Origin of the sequence: Acinetobacter lwoffii (assembly GCF_019048525.1) — a bacterium.
GTDB classification, from domain to species: Bacteria; Pseudomonadota; Gammaproteobacteria; order Pseudomonadales; family Moraxellaceae; genus Acinetobacter; species Acinetobacter lwoffii_K.
In genome coordinates, this window is record NZ_CP077369.1 from 2,609,760 (window position 1) to 2,625,851 (window position 16,092).

Consider the following 16,092-nt stretch of genomic DNA (forward strand, 5'->3'; position numbering starts at 1 on the left):
TTATTCTTCGTTCATCTTTAGCGTTCACTAAATCAAGCTGTTTTGCTTAATATCGAATCAATTGATCCTCACTTCTTTCGAAGTTCGTACAACAACTGTTTGGGTGTTGTATAGTCAAGCCTCACGAGCAATTAGTATTGGTCAGCTTCACATATCACTATGCTTCCACATCCAACCTATCAACGTCGTAGTCTTCAACGGCTCTTTAGGAGACATAAAGTCTCGGGGAAATCTTATCTTGAGGTAGGCTTCCCGCTTAGATGCTTTCAGCGGTTATCCCTTCCGAACATAGCTACCCGGCGATGCCACTGGCGTGACAACCGGTACACCAGAGGTTCGTCCACTCTGGTCCTCTCGTACTAGGAGCAGATCCTCTCAAATTTCCAACGCCCACGGTAGATAGGGACCGAACTGTCTCACGACGTTCTAAACCCAGCTCGCGTACCTCTTTAAATGGCGAACAGCCATACCCTTGGGACCTGCTTCAGCCCCAGGATGAGATGAGCCGACATCGAGGTGCCAAACACCGCCGTCGATATGAACTCTTGGGCGGTATCAGCCTGTTATCCCCAGAGTACCTTTTATCCGTTGAGCGATGGCCCTTCCATACAGAACCACCGGATCACTAAGACCTACTTTCGTACCTGCTCGACTTGTGGGTCTCGCAGTTAAGCGCGCTTTTGCCTTTATACTCTACGCGTGATTTCCGACCACGCTGAGCGCACCTTCGTACTCCTCCGTTACTCTTTAGGAGGAGACCGCCCCAGTCAAACTACCCACCAGACATGGTCCTCGTCCCGGATAACGGGACAGAGTTAGAACCTCAATATTACCAGGGTGGTATTTCAAGGACGGCTCCATCGCAACTAGCGTCGCGACTTCAAAGCCTCCCACCTATCCTACACAAGTAAGATCAAAGTTCAATGTCAAGCTGCAGTAAAGGTTCACGGGGTCTTTCCGTCTAGCCGCGGGTACACCGCATCTTCACGGCGAATTCGATTTCACTGAGTCTCTGCTGGAGACAGCGCCCCCATCATTATGCCATTCGTGCAGGTCGGAACTTACCCGACAAGGAATTTCGCTACCTTAGGACCGTTATAGTTACGGCCGCCGTTTACTGGGGCTTCGATCAAGAGCTTCGCTTACGCTAACCCCATCAATTAACCTTCCAGCACCGGGCAGGCATCACACCCTATACGTCCACTTTCGTGTTTGCAGAGTGCTATGTTTTTAATAAACAGTTGCAGGGGCCTGGTTTCTGAGGCTGTCGGCCGCTCAAGGAGCAAGTCCTATCACAGACAACAGCGTACCTTCTCCCGAAGTTACGGTACCATTTTGCCTAGTTCCTTCAGCAGAGTTCTCTCAAGCGCTTTGGTCTACTCGACCTGACCACCTGTGTCGGTTTCGGGTACGATTCCTGTGTAACTGAAGCTTAGAGACTTTTCCTGGAAGCATGGTATCAGCCACTTCACTGTACAAGTACAGCTTGCTATCAGTTCTCAGCATAGAGTACCCCGGATTTGCCTAAGATACATGCCTACAACCTTCCACCTGGACAACCAACGCCAGGCTGACTTAACCTTCTCCGTCCTCTCATCGCATTACACAGAAGTATTGGAATATTAACCAATTTCCCATCGACTACGCCTCTCGGCCTCGCCTTAGGGGTCGACTCACCCAGCCCCGATTAACGTTGGACTGGAACCCTTGGTCTTTCAGCGTGCGAGTTTTTCACTCGCATTGTCGTTACTCACGTCAGCATTCGCACTTCTGATACCTCCAGCAGACTTCTCAATCCACCTTCATCGGCTTACAGAACGCTCCCCTACCACGCATAATAAATTATGCATCCGCAGCTTCGGCATATAGTTTTAGCCCCGTTACATCTTCCGCGCAGGCCGACTCGACTAGTGAGCTATTACGCTTTCTTTAAAGGGTGGCTGCTTCTAAGCCAACCTCCTAGCTGTCTATGCCTTCCCACATCGTTTCCCACTTAACTATAATTTTGGGGCCTTAGCTGGCGGTCTGGATTGTTTTCCTCTTGACTACGGACGTTAGCACCCGCAGTCTGTCTCCCGGATAGTACTCATTGGTATTCGGAGTTTGCATCGGTTTGGTAAGTCGGGATGACCCCCTAGCCGAAACAGTGCTCTACCCCCAATGGTATTCGTCCGAGGCGCTACCTAAATAGCTTTCGGGGAGAACCAGCTATCACCAAGTTTGATTAGCCTTTCACCCCTATCCACAAGTCATCCCCTGGCTTTTCAACGACAGTGGGTTCGGTCCTCCAGTTAGTGTTACCCAACCTTCAACCTGCTCATGGATAGATCACCTGGTTTCGGGTCTATACCCAGCAACTAAACGCCCTATTAAGACTCGGTTTCCCTACGGCTCCCCTATTCGGTTAACCTTGCTACTGAATATAAGTCGCTGACCCATTATACAAAAGGTACGCAGTCACCGGACTAAGCCGGCTCCCACTGCTTGTATGCATGCGGTTTCAGGATCTATTTCACTCCCCTCACAGGGGTTCTTTTCGCCTTTCCCTCACGGTACTGGTTCACTATCGGTCAGTCAGGAGTATTTAGCCTTGGAGGATGGTCCCCCCATATTCAGACAAGGTTTCACGTGCCTCGCCCTACTCGACATCATCATATAAGCCCTTTCGTGTACAGGACTATCACCGTCTACGGTCGCACTTCCCAGAGCGTTCCACTAGAACTTATATGACTTAATGGGCTCTTCCCCTTTCGCTCGCCGCTACTGAGGGAATCTCAATTGATTTCTTTTCCTAAGGGTACTGAGATGTTTCACTTCCCCTCGTTCGCCTTGCAACACTATGTATTCATGTTGCAATACCTACCTTATGGTAAGTGGGTTTCCCCATTCAGACATCTCCGGATCACAGGATATTTGCCGCCTCCCCGGAGCTTTTCGCAGGCTATCACGTCTTTCTTCGCCTCTGACTGCCAAGGCATCCACCACATGCACTTAATTACTTGACTATACAACCCCAAACAGTCGTTTATCCTTACAAGTGGGATAAGCAACAGATCGTGTCTTTCAACACTCTCATACAGTTGGCGTTTCGTAGATTTAACTACAGTACAGCTTCAATTAGATTCATATACCAAAACGCTTGATTCAGTTAATTTCGCTAGAACTCATTTCTTGTAGTTGCCTACTTGAAACGAGTTTGAACAAATTATTTCAACTCAAATATATTCTGTTAATGATTTTTCCAGCCTTCGTCAGGTCAGGAAACTGTGATAAATCACAGAGATTATCAAGTGCGCGTATCATAACGCTTGTACTTGCTAATCTCTAGGATCTAAGCACTTGATCGCTTAGGAACTAAACAACTTCATCACTGTATGCTTACATACTGCGCGAAGCGTAGCTTCTTGCTTAAATTTCAAGTAAAAGCAGTGCTTTTATGATCTTGAAATTTGGTGGAGACTAGGAGAGTCGAACTCCTGACCTCCTGCGTGCAAAGCAGGCGCTCTACCAACTAAGCTAAGTCCCCAGCTTATCAATAAGTCAATGTTTCTGATTTTCCGTACTTCGTCAGTAGTGGTGGGTCTGACAAGACTTGAACTTGTGACCCCACGCTTATCAAGCGTGTGCTCTAACCAACTGAGCTACAGACCCTCAGATACATCGTATGAAGAACAACTTGTTGTGGATTCTTACCAATCGTCAATCTTTCGTTAAGGAGGTGATCCAGCCGCAGGTTCCCCTACGGCTACCTTGTTACGACTTCACCCCAGTCATCTGCCACACCGTGGTAAGCGTCCCCCCTAAGGTTAGACTACCTACTTCTGGTGCAACAAACTCCCATGGTGTGACGGGCGGTGTGTACAAGGCCCGGGAACGTATTCACCGCGGCATTCTGATCCGCGATTACTAGCGATTCCGACTTCATGGAGTCGAGTTGCAGACTCCAATCCGGACTACGATCGGCTTTTTGAGATTAGCATCCTCTCGCGAGGTAGCAACCCTTTGTACCGACCATTGTAGCACGTGTGTAGCCCTGGTCGTAAGGGCCATGATGACTTGACGTCGTCCCCGCCTTCCTCCAGTTTGTCACTGGCAGTATCCTTAAAGTTCCCGGCTTAACCCGCTGGCAAATAAGGAAAAGGGTTGCGCTCGTTGCGGGACTTAACCCAACATCTCACGACACGAGCTGACGACAGCCATGCAGCACCTGTATGTAAGTTCCCGAAGGCACCAATCCATCTCTGGAAAGTTCTTACTATGTCAAGACCAGGTAAGGTTCTTCGCGTTGCATCGAATTAAACCACATGCTCCACCGCTTGTGCGGGCCCCCGTCAATTCATTTGAGTTTTAGTCTTGCGACCGTACTCCCCAGGCGGTCTACTTATCGCGTTAGCTGCGCCACTAAAGCCTCAAAGGCCCCAACGGCTAGTAGACATCGTTTACGGCATGGACTACCAGGGTATCTAATCCTGTTTGCTCCCCATGCTTTCGCACCTCAGTGTCAGTATTAGGCCAGATGGCTGCCTTCGCCATCGGTATTCCTCCAGATCTCTACGCATTTCACCGCTACACCTGGAATTCTACCATCCTCTCCCATACTCTAGCCAACCAGTATCGAATGCAATTCCCAAGTTAAGCTCGGGGATTTCACATTTGACTTAATTGGCCACCTACGCGCGCTTTACGCCCAGTAAATCCGATTAACGCTTGCACCCTCTGTATTACCGCGGCTGCTGGCACAGAGTTAGCCGGTGCTTATTCTGCGAGTAACGTCCACTATCCAAGAGTATTAATCTCGGTAGCCTCCTCCTCGCTTAAAGTGCTTTACAACCAAAAGGCCTTCTTCACACACGCGGCATGGCTGGATCAGGGTTCCCCCCATTGTCCAATATTCCCCACTGCTGCCTCCCGTAGGAGTCTGGGCCGTGTCTCAGTCCCAGTGTGGCGGATCATCCTCTCAGACCCGCTACAGATCGTCGCCTTGGTAGGCCTTTACCCCACCAACTAGCTAATCCGACTTAGGCTCATCTATTAGCGCAAGGCCCGAAGGTCCCCTGCTTTCTCCCGTAGGACGTATGCGGTATTAGCATCCCTTTCGAGATGTTGTCCCCCACTAATAGGCAGATTCCTAAGCATTACTCACCCGTCCGCCGCTAGGTCAAGTAGCAAGCTACTCTTCCCCGCTCGACTTGCATGTGTTAAGCCTGCCGCCAGCGTTCAATCTGAGCCATGATCAAACTCTTCAGTTTAAAATCAGTAGTACCTTTAAAGGGTACCAATCTTGGCTCATCAATTTTCTGACAAATATTTCTCAAATAAACTTCGAGTAATTTCTACCATCAATCAATGAAAATAATTTCGATCGATCAACCAGTAAAAATCCACACAAGTTGTTCTTCATAATCTCTTAATGATCTTCTTAAAACCTCGTCAGTTTCAAGCTCCAACCCAATTATTTAACGTTTCGTTTCATGCATTGCGTTGGTGTGCTGCGTATTCTATACAGTTTCAAAACGAGCGCAAGGGATTTTCTTAAAAATATCCAAAAAAACCAACCATACGTTTATTTTTTAATCTAAAAAGCTATTTTTAACACTTTTTTTGCGTTTTTCTAGCTAATTCCGCATGAAAAGTTTAAGCAAATGTTAATTTTCCAGCCCTCATCTCATAAAAAAAGATCACCCTAATGGTGATCTTTTTGATTCTTCATCAAAATATTTTAATTTGCCTGCTCAGCCAGCCAAGTCATAAATTTTTGACGCTCAGCTTTAGAAGCCTTTTGCCATAATTGAATCAGCTGCTGATCATTCTGGTCTGCTGACTGAGTATATACAGCTGCCGGTTGATGAACTGGTGTCGCAACTTGAGTCGTCATATCTAATTTTTTAGTCAACACGCGATTTCCAAACCATGGTTTCGCTGCATCTTTAGCGCCCGTCTGCTGGACTAGGAGCTGATTTTTTGCATCATATAGCCCAATAATGGGCTGATTTTTATATTTTTGCGCTGCATCAAAATCTTTAGGCGCCTGAATGAGTGCTAAACGATAAGTTTCGCCATCTTTAAGGCTTGGTGTTTTTACCGTAACCACACCTGACTTTAAAATGTCATGTGAATTATCTGAATGCTGGAAAAATTCGTTATAGCGCACACTGATCGCATTTATACCTGCATCCAAGCTATAAGTCTGATTAGAACGCAATAGACCCGAGTTCACCTCCTGATCATTTACAGCAATAATTTTTATTTCTTCAGGTACTGTTACGGTCACTGCCGAAAAAACTGATGTGCTAAACAGAAACACTGCTGCAGTTGCCGCAATACGTAAACCCATATCCTTTACTCATTTTTGGTTGTTTATTAAAAATTAGCTGCACTATGCCGCGCTTAAATGACAATCTTATGACATAAGCTAGAGCGATACAGCCTGTGTTTTTAGCATTTATTTGCTAGAGATATCACATCATATCCAAATCCAACTCTAAGACATAAAAAAAGAAGCATCAAAGTGCTTCTTTTTTTATAATCTAAAATCATTTATGCAAAAGTCTTAAAGCGCTCTGCATCATCCATAAAGGTTTTTTCACCTGCAGGTGCTTCAATTGACCCAAATACCAGTTGAGCGCGAAGCTTCCAGTGAGATGGAATCTCGAAAGTTTGTGCGACTTCTTCATCAATAATTGGATTGTAGTGCTGCAATGAAGCACCGATATTTTTTTCTGCCAAAGCGGTCCAGGTTGCAAACTGTGCAATAGCGGAAGAATGCTCAGACCAGACCGGGAAGTTATCGGCATAGAGTGCAAACTGCTCCTGCATCGACTTCACCACATTCTGATCTTCATAAAACAATGCGGTACCATAACCCGCAGCAAAAGCATTGATCTTGCTATTAGTTGATTCAAATGCATCTGCTGAAACCAGGTCACGTAAAGTTTCACGTACAATATGCCAGAAAGTATCATGTGATTGACCAAATAAAATCACCACACGCGAGGTTTGCGAGTTAAAAGATGACGGACTGTGCTTCACCGCATCTTTAATGATTTTCTCAATTTCTGCTTGATCCAGATCTACATTTTTTCCAATTGAATAAATGCTACGGCGTTGTTTGATTTGATCTAAAAATGCCATGAACCCACCTCTGTATATTTTGATTATTTGAAAATCGATAAAGTTATATTACGTGCTTTAAGCACCCAAGACAGGTGCATTTCGATAACAATGTGTTTTATTTATAGAACAATCAGATTTAGATCTGGGTAGCGTATTTGTATCTGATTTTATCCGCAGCTTCCATGCTGTCACATATAAAGTTCTCTATAAACTTTTAATTAAATACTTTGAAACGGTGCTGATCCGGCTTTTGTAATTTTTCTTCTACTGTTTGTTCAATTGATCCAAAGCAAAGTTGGGCTCGCAACAACCAGTTCTTTTCAATTTCAAAATGCTCAGCGACCCTTTCATCAATCAGTGGATTGTAGTGCTGTAAGGATGCCCCTAAGCCAGAATCTGTCAGCGTCGTCCACACAGCAAATTGCGCCATACCGGAAGTTTGTTCCGACCATGCTGGAAAATCTTCACTATTTAATGGCATTTTCTTTTGTAATTGTTGAATCACGGCTTGATCTTCATAAAACAAAACCGTGCCATAGGCAGCAGCACATTGATTCAACTTGATTTCCATTCCTTCGTAAATAGATGCCGGCATATGCTGACGCTGTACCTGTTTCACAATTTCCCAGAATTGATGATGAGAATCTGCGAATAACACCACAATGCGCGTAGTTTGAGAATCATAAGCCGAAGGACAACTCCGCACTGCTTCCTGAATGATTTCGCCAAGATAAGCCTGACTAGAATGTACCCGCTTACCGAGTTGATCGATACTACGGCGCTTTTTCAATTGATCGACAAAAGTCAATTCTAAATCATCATTCAGTTTATTTTTTCTTGAAAATTTAAAATCCTTGGTTATATCGCTTGTTAATACCTGACCAATCTTATTTAGCAATGCCATTTTCTATCCCACAAAAAACAAGCCAAATCAGCTTAGAGAATCCCCTACAATTATAAGGCCTTTATTAAGATAGGCAGATTTAGTGGTGGTTTTACTGTCGGTTTTTACAACACTCGAACTGGCTAAAAACAATAAACTCCGCACTTGGCGGAGTTTATGTGAAGCATTGCGCATTATTTATTTTTCAGTTTCAAATAATGCAGCAACAAAAGATTTGGCAGAGAATGGACGCAAGTCATCAATTTTTTCACCGACACCAATAAAGCGAATCGGCACATGAGTACGACTGGCGATATTAAACAGTACACCACCTTTGGCAGTCCCATCAAGTTTGGTAATAGTTAAGCCCGTCAAGCCTACCGCCTCATCAAACATCTCGACCTGATTAATGGCATTCTGGCCAGTACCGGCATCGACCACCAACATCACTTCATGCGGTGCAGTGGCATCAATTTTCTGCATCACACGTTTTACTTTAGTCAATTCCTGCATCAAATGACCTTTGTTATGCAAACGGCCCGCTGTGTCTGCAATCAATACATCCACGCCTTTGGCACGCGCACTTTCAAAAGCATCGAAAATCACTGAAGCTGAGTCAGCACCATGACCCTGAGCAACAACCGCAATATTATTACGCTCACCCCAGATCTGGAGCTGTTCAGTTGCAGCCGCACGGAAAGTATCGCCTGCTGCCAGCATGACAGTCTTACCTTCACCTTGTAAGCGTTTGGCCAGTTTGCCAATCGTGGTGGTTTTACCGACACCGTTTACACCCACCACCAGAATCACATAAGGCGATTTATTCGGATCAATATGCAGCGGTTTTACCCGTGGTGCCAATAAAGCCACCAGTTCTTCCTGAAGTGCTTTATAGAGTGAATGCGAGTAGATCAAATCACCACGTGCTGTACGTTCAGTCAGGTTAGCGATAATGGTCTTGGTTGCTTCCACGCCAATATCTGCCACCAGAAGCTGCTCTTCGACTTCTTCTAATAATTCATCATCAATTTCTTTACCACCGATCAGGATATTCACCATCCCATCGGCAAGGTTTTTACGGGTTTTGGTTAAACCCACTTTCATACGGCTAAAGAAGCCACCTTTCGCAGCAGAATCTTCATTTTCAGTTTCTGTGGTAACAGGTGCAGAAACTACAGCTGTTTCGCTTGGCGTTTCTACGATAGGCACATTGACCGCAGGTAAGCTCGGTAATGTGACATCATCATCTCCGATATCAGCATCAATCAAAAATTTGTTTTGCCCATTAGATTGCTGTTGCATGCCGAATCCTTGAAAAGCATTGCGTTAAAAACCCAGATTCTACCATAACTTGCCTGCTTTGCAGCTAGCAATGGAAATGCTGGACAAACATACCAAAAAGCTACAGCTCTCGGTTGCTTTCAAGCACACATTTATTAAAAATAACTCTAAATACAAATGCCTATTTCAGGAGATCTAGTGTTCATCACCTTTTTGACTATCTCCTCTTTCTCGCAAATGATCAAACAGACGCTTTATCCACTCAGCGCTGTCTTACTCAGTCTGACTTTTAGTACGGCTCAGGCACAAACCCGAAGCGAATTATCACGGACTACTTTTGAAACCACTTTAAGTAACGGTTTAAAAGTCATTATTCGGGAAGACCATCGTGCGCCCATGGTAATGACACAAATCTGGTACAAAGTCGGCAGCAGCGATGAATCTGGAAATATTCTGGGGGTATCACATGCGCTTGAACATATGATGTTTAAAGGTACTCACAAAGTTCCAAATGACGAATTTACCCGCCTGAGCCGGATTTATGGCGGCAGTATCAATGCAGCCACCTTCACCAATTACACCAATTATTATCAGCTTTATCCTAAGGCCTATTTTCCTATGGCCTTGGAACTCGAGTCTGACCGTATGAGCAATTTATTGCTACGGCAGCAGGACTTCGAACCAGAAATTAAAGTCGTCATGGAAGAACGGCGCCAGCGTACCGATGACAATCCGCGGGCGCAAGCCTTTGAACGGTTTAAATGGATCAGTTATCCGACCAGCCACTACCGTCAGCCGGTGATTGGACACATGAAAACTCTGAATAATATTCAGTTGAATGATGTCAAAAAATGGTATCGGGATTGGTACAGTCCGAATAATGCCATTCTGGTGATTGTTGGAAATGTAGAATCTGAAGCTGCTTTGGCTCAGGTACAAAAATATTTTGCTGACATTCCCGCACGCCCAACCCCAGCACGCAATGATGTACTGGAGTTTGAGCGTTTGGGTTATCGCCATATGGAAATCAATAGCAATATTCAGGTGCCCAATCTGTACATGACCTGGAATGTAAAATCCCTTGGCACTGCCAAAAACCCCCAAGATGCTTATGCCTTGACCATTATTCGCAGTCTTTTGGACAGTGGCATTTCTTCGCGCCTGCAAGACCGATTGGTACGTGATCGTAAAATTCTGACCTCTGTCAGCGTTTCTTATGATCCCTATAATCGCGGCGACAGCCTGTTTGGTATTTCTGCCTTACCTGCGCCGGGCATCTCTTTGCAAGAAGCACAACAAGCAATTCAGGATGAAGTGGATTTACTTAAAACTACAGCGATGACCCAACAGGAAGTGGATCGTATCAGTACCCGCTTTATTTCCAATTTGATCTATAGCCAGGATGATATTGCCGGACAAGCCAAAATGATTGGAAATCTAGAGGTCAATGGCTTGAGTTATCGCCTGATGGATGAATTACCGAAACACTTTGAAAGTGTCAGCGTTCAGGATATCCAGCGTGTCGCAAACGCCTATTTTGTACGTGAAAATCTCAGCACGCTTTATCTCTCTCCTGAACAAAACACCCAGCAACGGGGATTATAATGCTTCAACTTCGTTCATTTTTGCTTATTTCAATTTTAAGTCTTAGCTCGGCTACCCATGCAGAAAACTATCTGGATCCCCAGCCTAACCAAAATGATAATCCGAGTCAGTTACAGTCTATCCCTTTGCTGCAAAGCTTAAAAAATATTAATCAGCAACGGGATTTTCAGGCGCCTTATATTCATGATCTAAATAATCGCTACAAAGTACGCACGCTGTTTGTTGAAACGCAAGATCTTCCCATGGTAGATATCCAGCTGACCTTTAATGCCGGTTCGGCCCGTGATCAGGAAATTGCCAAAGGCCTATATGGTCTATCCAATATGGCAGCCAAGTTGATGCGTGAAGGAACCGACAAATATAGCGCCAATCAGGTGGCGGAAGTTTTTGACCAAACCGGAGCACAATTCAGCGTACAAGCCTATCGGGATATGTTTGTGGTTCGTCTGCGTACGCTTTCAGACCCGGAAAAACTGGAACCCGCATTGGGCATGCTGATGGAGGTTCTCAAGAATGCATCATTTAAACCATCCAGCATTAATCTGGCTTTAAGCAATACCCAAGTGGGACAAAAACAGCTGCAGGAAAACCCAAGCCGACTGATGGATATCCGTTTTTATCGTGCCCTATATGGTCAGCACCCTTATGCAGAACCAATCAGCGGCACCCAAGGCAGCACCAAGAAAATTAACGCAGAATTATTAAAAAAATTCCGTGATCAGTTTCTGGTGGCGCAAAATATGAATATTGCCATTACGGGTAAACTCAGCCCGAAACAGGCACTGGAACTATCTGAACGAATTGCCGGCAATTTACCGCAAGGGCAAAAAGCAGAGGCATTGCCACAGCCTGAAATCCAATCTGGTTTTGAAGTAGTACATCTACCCTATAACTCGTCTCAGGCGCATGTCACTTTTGGGCATTTAGGCCCAACCCGCTTTACTGAAGATAAACTGGCTTTAGAGGTCGCCAATCGCATGTTTGGCGGTAGCGGATTTAATGCGGTATTGATGCAGGAACTGCGGGTGAAACGTGGTTTTACTTATGGCGCTTATAGTTCGTTGAGCTTTAGTCAGGCACCGGGCGTATTCAGCTTTAAGTATTCCACGCGTCAGGATCAACTGCTAGATAGCATTCAGGTCGCACATCAAGCATTTATCAACTTTGTCAGTCAACCTATTGATACTCAGCGTCTGGAAGAAACCAAAGCAGGCATGTTACGTGCTTTTCCTAATAATTACAGCAGTAATGCCACCATTAATGCCCAGCTAGGCAATATGGGCTTCTATAGTGAGCAAAGTAATTATCTATCCAGTTATCCAGATCGGCTGGCTAAAATCACAGCGGCAGATGTACAAAATGCAGTGCGCAAGCATTTTCATCCTGATCGCTTAACCCTGGTCGTTGTCAATAAAGAACTGGATCAAAATGCTTTGAAAATGCGTTTGGAACAGAATTTAATGGATGCCAATTATTACTTACCAACAAATCCTATGCCTAAGGCATCTCCACAGAGACCGGCGGAAGCTGACGTGCCCGAAGCGATTCCTGCTGATAAGCCTGCATCAATTTAAGGTACTGCCCACGACGGATATGCTGCTGCTCTAACAAGGCGAGTGCCATATCTTGGGTTTGGGGAAGGTTTTGCTGTTTAGACAGTTGTTGAATCTGGGTGACTTGGGAAAGGCTAAGCGGACGATATAAAGCAAATGCGGCTAAAAGTAGAATGACCGCAATAATAAAAATAACCACACTGTTATAAATCTGTTCCAGTTTGATTCTGCTGAAAAATTGGCTTAGTTTTTCTGTATCTATAGACATACACTACCTCAGGTTAGAGGTAGTGTATGGTCGCAGTTACATAAGTTCAAGTCAGCGCACTGAATATTCACAAGAGCTGAATCCTGCTATTTTGGGCATTAATTCATTATTCTAGTAATAATTGTTGAATACAGCACCAATGCAACAACAAGTAATACTAGTGCAATTGCAAATTTACTTAAACCGGCTTCTGCTTCAGGCGGATGTAAGCGATCCTCATCTGCAATGCGGACCAGCTCACCATTATAGAGTTTATAAAACTGCTCACGCTGGTTTTCGTCCAGCGCCCGGGTAAAGTCGTAGACTTCTTTACGTTGTGCCAGCCCATAATCGCCTAGATGGGTATATTTACTAAATATAGCTTGATCGAGTTTTTTACGATGCAAATCGGCAAGTTCCATAATTTGACCTGCAGTCGGAGGCATATCAAATTTCACACCATCTAAAGTTCTTGTCATCATGGCCTTCTCCTTATTGTTTGCTATCGATTTACAATGTAGCTTAATAATATTTATAGTTGTGTATAGTTTAATCAGTTAAACTATAACTGAAGTAAACAAATAAAATCGAATAGTTGACTTTTCCATTATTTTGTAATATTAGTTTAACAATACTAATTTATATTTGTATTTAGACTAAATAGTCTATCCTGTAATCATAATTAAAATTAAGGAGTTTTTATATGATACAACAACTCTCTCAACACGATCTGGAACATCTGTACGCAGATGCCGTGAATACCATTCAATCGCAAATGAACTTTGCTGATGCGGTAAAACAGCTTGAAGAAGCCGCTCGTGCAGGCCATGGTAAAGCAGCGCTCTTTTTAGCAGAACTTTATTATCAAGGTTTCCGTGTAGAACGAGATTCACTCAAAGCCCAGTACTGGCAAAACATGGCCACCATGCAAGCATAAAGAAACGTCACCTAGGTGGCGTTTTTTTTCAGCCCTTTTTTCAATAAATAGCAATCAATACATATTTTCTTACGAATCCTTGCAAAGCTGAAACAGTAATTTCATATAAAGTTCCTAGAATAGAGCCTGAACTCCAATAGCACTTTATTCTAATGAAACCACGAAAAATTATTCAAATTGATCCGATCTGCAAAAACTTTCTGTTAAAGATCACGATGCTTAAATCTTTGATGAATTGTGGCGAGCTATGGGGCGCATATCACCAAGGCTGGGCGATGATGCGTGACCAGGAAGATTGTATCTTTCCATTCTGGCTCAATCCGCTGGATGCTAAAAATTATGCCCAGCAACATTGGCCGGATTACATTCCACGTAAAATCAATTCTGAAGATTTTGAAAATGCGTTATTGCCGACCCTGTCGCGACTGAATGTTACGCCAGCGCTGTTCAACACCAATGGAACCAAACTCAAACTGACTGCTGCACAGATGCGTCATCTGTTTTTTTCGCAACAAAGACTGCACATTGCTTAAATAACATGCTATTTATAAAGACTAAAACCTAAACACTTAGAGATGTTCAGGTTGAATACATACTCTAGGATTAATAATAAATTGACCAATAAGGATGATTAAGCATGACCAATGTGGCACAGGTGCTCAGTGAAAAAATGCATCAAGCTATTTATACCATCCGTCCAGATTCTACTGTTTTAGAAGCCATCACCTTGATGGCGGATAAAGGAATCGGGGCGCTTGTGGTAACCCATGAAGACAATGTGGTGGGGATTTTGTCAGAGCGGGATTACACGCGTAAGATCGCCCTGATGCAAAGAACCTCATTCGACACCACTGTTAATGAGATCATGACCTCTAAAGTGATTACCGTAAATACAGCTACTAGCGTAGAAGACTGTTTATCTCTGATGACTGAACGCCACCTACGCCACTTACCCGTGGTCGAACATGAAAAACTGATCGGTCTGATTTCAATTGGGGATTTGGTCAAGGCCGCCATGGATGACCAACGTAAATTGATTGAACAGTTACAGCAATATATCTCAGGTTAAAACATCATCTAGCTTTCTCTAAGGCATTTGAAGATCACTTAAGTGACACCAAGATAAAGTTTTATATCTGATGCATAAAAAATCCCGGTACGTGTATCGGGATTTTTTTATATGAACATTCTGAATAAAATCAGTTTAGACCTAATTTTTCTGCGACGTAATCTGTGTCTTTATCACCACGACCCGATAAGTTCACCACAATCTTGGTATCTTTTGGCAATTTACCCGCTTCACGAATGGCCCAAGCCACCGCATGCGAACTTTCTAGTGCAGGAACAATTCCTTCTACACGTGAAAGGGTCATGAATGCATCCAGACATTCCTGATCGGTTGCAGTCGTATACTCAACCCGACCCAAATCTTTAAGCAAGCTATGCTGCGGCCCCACACCCGGATAATCCAGACCAGAAGCAATTGAATGCACTGGCAATGGCTCGCCTTGTTCATCTTCAAGCACATAACAGGCCATCCCATGTAACTGGCTCGGTTTACCTAAAGTCAATGTTGCTGAGTGCTTGTCAGTATCCAGACCATGACCTGCCGGCTCAACGCCTACCAGTTTCACATCTGGTTCATTTAAAAATGCAGTGAATGCGCCCACTGCATTAGAACCGCCACCGACACAGGCAACGACATAATCAGGATTTGCACCAAAACGTTCATTGGCCTGAACTTTAATTTCATCACCAATAATCGACTGAAAATCACGAACCATCATCGGAAATGGATGCGGTCCAACCACCGAACCGATAGCATAGATGTAATTTTTCGGATCTTTCAAATATTCTTCAAAAGCACTGTCGACTGCATCTTTGAGTGTGGCTGTACCGCGAGTCACAGAAATCAGCTTGGCACCCAGAATTTTCATCTTGACGACGTTTGGATGCTCTTTTTCGATATCCACCTGCCCCATATGAATTTCACACGGAATACCCACCAAGGCACATGCAGTTGCCAAAGCAACACCATGCTGGCCGGCACCAGTTTCTGCGATGACTTTGGTCTTGCCCATATATTTGGCCAGTAGTGCTTCACCTAGGCAATGATTAATCTTGTGCGCGCCAGTATGGTTCAGATCTTCACGTTTCAAATAAATCTGGGCTCCACCGAGCTGTTCAGAAAGACGTTTGGCATGAAATAGTGGACTTGGACGACCGACATAATGAGCAAATAGGTCTTTCAATTCATTCTGAAATTCTTCAGTCTGACGAATTTCCTGATAGGCCACATTAATATCATCCATGGCCTGTTTCAGATCGGGTGGAATAAACTGACCGCCATATTGACCAAAAAAACCCTCTTCATTTGGTAACGCAATACCATTAATTTGATGAGCCATAATGATGCCTGAAATTTTAAATAAGAGATAATGAGTGACTTTATACTAGAATAATTTGTTTGAAA

At 44.2% G+C, this 16,092-nt stretch carries 12 protein-coding genes, 2 tRNA genes and 2 rRNA genes; 5 read left to right on the forward strand and 11 right to left on the reverse strand.

Going from position 1 to position 16,092, the window contains the following annotated elements:
* Positions 1–110: 110 nt before the first annotated feature.
* The 8 genes from I6L24_RS12205 to ftsY form a co-directional block, all read right to left on the reverse strand.
* A 23S ribosomal RNA gene (locus I6L24_RS12205) occupies positions 111–3,005 on the reverse strand.
* Positions 3,006–3,450: 445 nt separating this feature from the next.
* Positions 3,451–3,526 (reverse strand) — tRNA-Ala (locus I6L24_RS12210).
* Positions 3,527–3,574: 48 nt separating this feature from the next.
* Positions 3,575–3,651, reverse strand: a tRNA-Ile gene (locus I6L24_RS12215).
* Positions 3,652–3,711: 60 nt separating this feature from the next.
* A 16S ribosomal RNA gene (locus tag I6L24_RS12220) occupies positions 3,712–5,249 on the reverse strand.
* The 16S and 23S rRNA genes sit together here with 2 tRNA genes alongside, the layout of an rRNA operon.
* A 470-nt stretch (positions 5,250–5,719) precedes the next feature.
* The gene (locus I6L24_RS12225; RefSeq protein WP_004731226.1) at positions 5,720–6,334 is read right to left on the reverse strand and encodes a DUF2057 family protein; all 615 of its coding nucleotides are present in this window, start codon (positions 6,332–6,334) and stop codon (positions 5,720–5,722) included.
* Between the two features lie 203 nt (positions 6,335–6,537).
* Entirely contained in the window at positions 6,538–7,131 is a 594-nt protein-coding gene (locus I6L24_RS12230; RefSeq protein WP_004731228.1) for a nitroreductase family protein, read from the reverse strand.
* Positions 7,132–7,327: 196 nt separating this feature from the next.
* Positions 7,328–8,017: a nitroreductase family protein gene (locus I6L24_RS12235; protein WP_216986095.1), complete on the reverse strand. Its 690-nt coding sequence runs from the start codon at positions 8,015–8,017 to the stop codon at positions 7,328–7,330.
* Between the two features lie 177 nt (positions 8,018–8,194).
* Positions 8,195–9,298 (reverse strand): signal recognition particle-docking protein FtsY, encoded by a 1,104-nt coding sequence (ftsY, locus tag I6L24_RS12240; RefSeq protein WP_085064684.1) that lies wholly within the window; start codon positions 9,296–9,298, stop codon positions 8,195–8,197.
* 177 nt (positions 9,299–9,475) lie between these two features.
* On the opposite strand from ftsY, the gene I6L24_RS12245 reads away from it, so the two are divergent.
* Positions 9,476–10,882, forward strand: coding sequence for a M16 family metallopeptidase (locus I6L24_RS12245; protein WP_216986096.1), 1,407 nt, complete (start codon positions 9,476–9,478; stop codon positions 10,880–10,882).
* On the forward strand, positions 10,882–12,456 hold the full coding sequence (locus I6L24_RS12250; RefSeq protein ID WP_216986097.1) for a M16 family metallopeptidase: 1,575 nt from the start codon (positions 10,882–10,884) through the stop codon (positions 12,454–12,456). The genes I6L24_RS12245 and I6L24_RS12250 overlap by 1 nt, the downstream gene beginning before the upstream one ends.
* Here I6L24_RS12250 and I6L24_RS12255 read toward each other — a convergent pair.
* Entirely contained in the window at positions 12,380–12,703 is a 324-nt protein-coding gene (locus I6L24_RS12255) for a hypothetical protein (protein WP_004731236.1), read from the reverse strand. The two genes, I6L24_RS12250 and I6L24_RS12255, sit on opposite strands and share 77 nt — an antisense overlap.
* Positions 12,704–12,801: 98 nt before the next feature.
* Positions 12,802–13,161, reverse strand: a complete 360-nt coding sequence (locus I6L24_RS12260; RefSeq protein ID WP_004278683.1) for a hypothetical protein — start codon at positions 13,159–13,161, stop codon at positions 12,802–12,804.
* Positions 13,162–13,385: 224 nt separating this feature from the next.
* On the opposite strand from I6L24_RS12260, the gene I6L24_RS12265 reads away from it, so the two are divergent.
* From I6L24_RS12265 to I6L24_RS12275, 3 genes are all read left to right on the forward strand, one after another.
* On the forward strand, positions 13,386–13,619 hold the full coding sequence (locus I6L24_RS12265; RefSeq protein WP_004278686.1) for an SEL1-like repeat protein: 234 nt from the start codon (positions 13,386–13,388) through the stop codon (positions 13,617–13,619).
* Between the two features lie 152 nt (positions 13,620–13,771).
* Complete coding sequence (locus I6L24_RS12270) at positions 13,772–14,152, forward strand: DUF2750 domain-containing protein (protein ID WP_004278687.1); 381 nt, start codon at positions 13,772–13,774, stop codon at positions 14,150–14,152.
* A 104-nt stretch (positions 14,153–14,256) separates the two neighbouring features.
* Positions 14,257–14,688 carry a CBS domain-containing protein gene (locus I6L24_RS12275; RefSeq protein WP_004278688.1) on the forward strand — a complete coding sequence of 144 codons (432 nt, stop codon included), beginning with the start codon at positions 14,257–14,259 and terminating at the stop codon, positions 14,686–14,688.
* Between the two features lie 130 nt (positions 14,689–14,818).
* On the opposite strand, the gene trpB is transcribed toward I6L24_RS12275, so the two are convergent.
* The gene (gene trpB, locus I6L24_RS12280; protein WP_216986098.1) at positions 14,819–16,027 is read right to left on the reverse strand and encodes a tryptophan synthase subunit beta; all 1,209 of its coding nucleotides are present in this window, start codon (positions 16,025–16,027) and stop codon (positions 14,819–14,821) included.
* Positions 16,028–16,092: the final 65 nt, after the last annotated feature.

Excerpts from the sequence above, each read along its gene's own strand:
- I6L24_RS12225 (WP_004731226.1), bottom strand. The coding sequence starts at position 6,334 with ATGGGTTTACGTATTGCGGCAACTGCAGCAGTGTTTCTGTTTAGCACA.
- I6L24_RS12230 (WP_004731228.1), bottom strand. The coding sequence starts at position 7,131 with ATGGCATTTTTAGATCAAATCAAACAACGCCGTAGCATTTATTCAATT.
- I6L24_RS12235 (WP_216986095.1), bottom strand. The coding sequence starts at position 8,017 with ATGGCATTGCTAAATAAGATTGGTCAGGTATTAACAAGCGATATAACC.
- ftsY (WP_085064684.1), bottom strand. The coding sequence starts at position 9,298 with ATGCAACAGCAATCTAATGGGCAAAACAAATTTTTGATTGATGCTGAT.
- I6L24_RS12250 (WP_216986097.1), top strand. The coding sequence starts at position 10,882 with ATGCTTCAACTTCGTTCATTTTTGCTTATTTCAATTTTAAGTCTTAGC.
- I6L24_RS12255 (WP_004731236.1), bottom strand. The coding sequence starts at position 12,703 with ATGTCTATAGATACAGAAAAACTAAGCCAATTTTTCAGCAGAATCAAA.
- I6L24_RS12260 (WP_004278683.1), bottom strand. The coding sequence starts at position 13,161 with ATGACAAGAACTTTAGATGGTGTGAAATTTGATATGCCTCCGACTGCA.
- I6L24_RS12265 (WP_004278686.1), top strand. The coding sequence starts at position 13,386 with ATGATACAACAACTCTCTCAACACGATCTGGAACATCTGTACGCAGAT.
- I6L24_RS12270 (WP_004278687.1), top strand. The coding sequence starts at position 13,772 with ATGAAACCACGAAAAATTATTCAAATTGATCCGATCTGCAAAAACTTT.
- I6L24_RS12275 (WP_004278688.1), top strand. The coding sequence starts at position 14,257 with ATGACCAATGTGGCACAGGTGCTCAGTGAAAAAATGCATCAAGCTATT.
- trpB (WP_216986098.1), bottom strand. The coding sequence starts at position 16,027 with ATGGCTCATCAAATTAATGGTATTGCGTTACCAAATGAAGAGGGTTTT.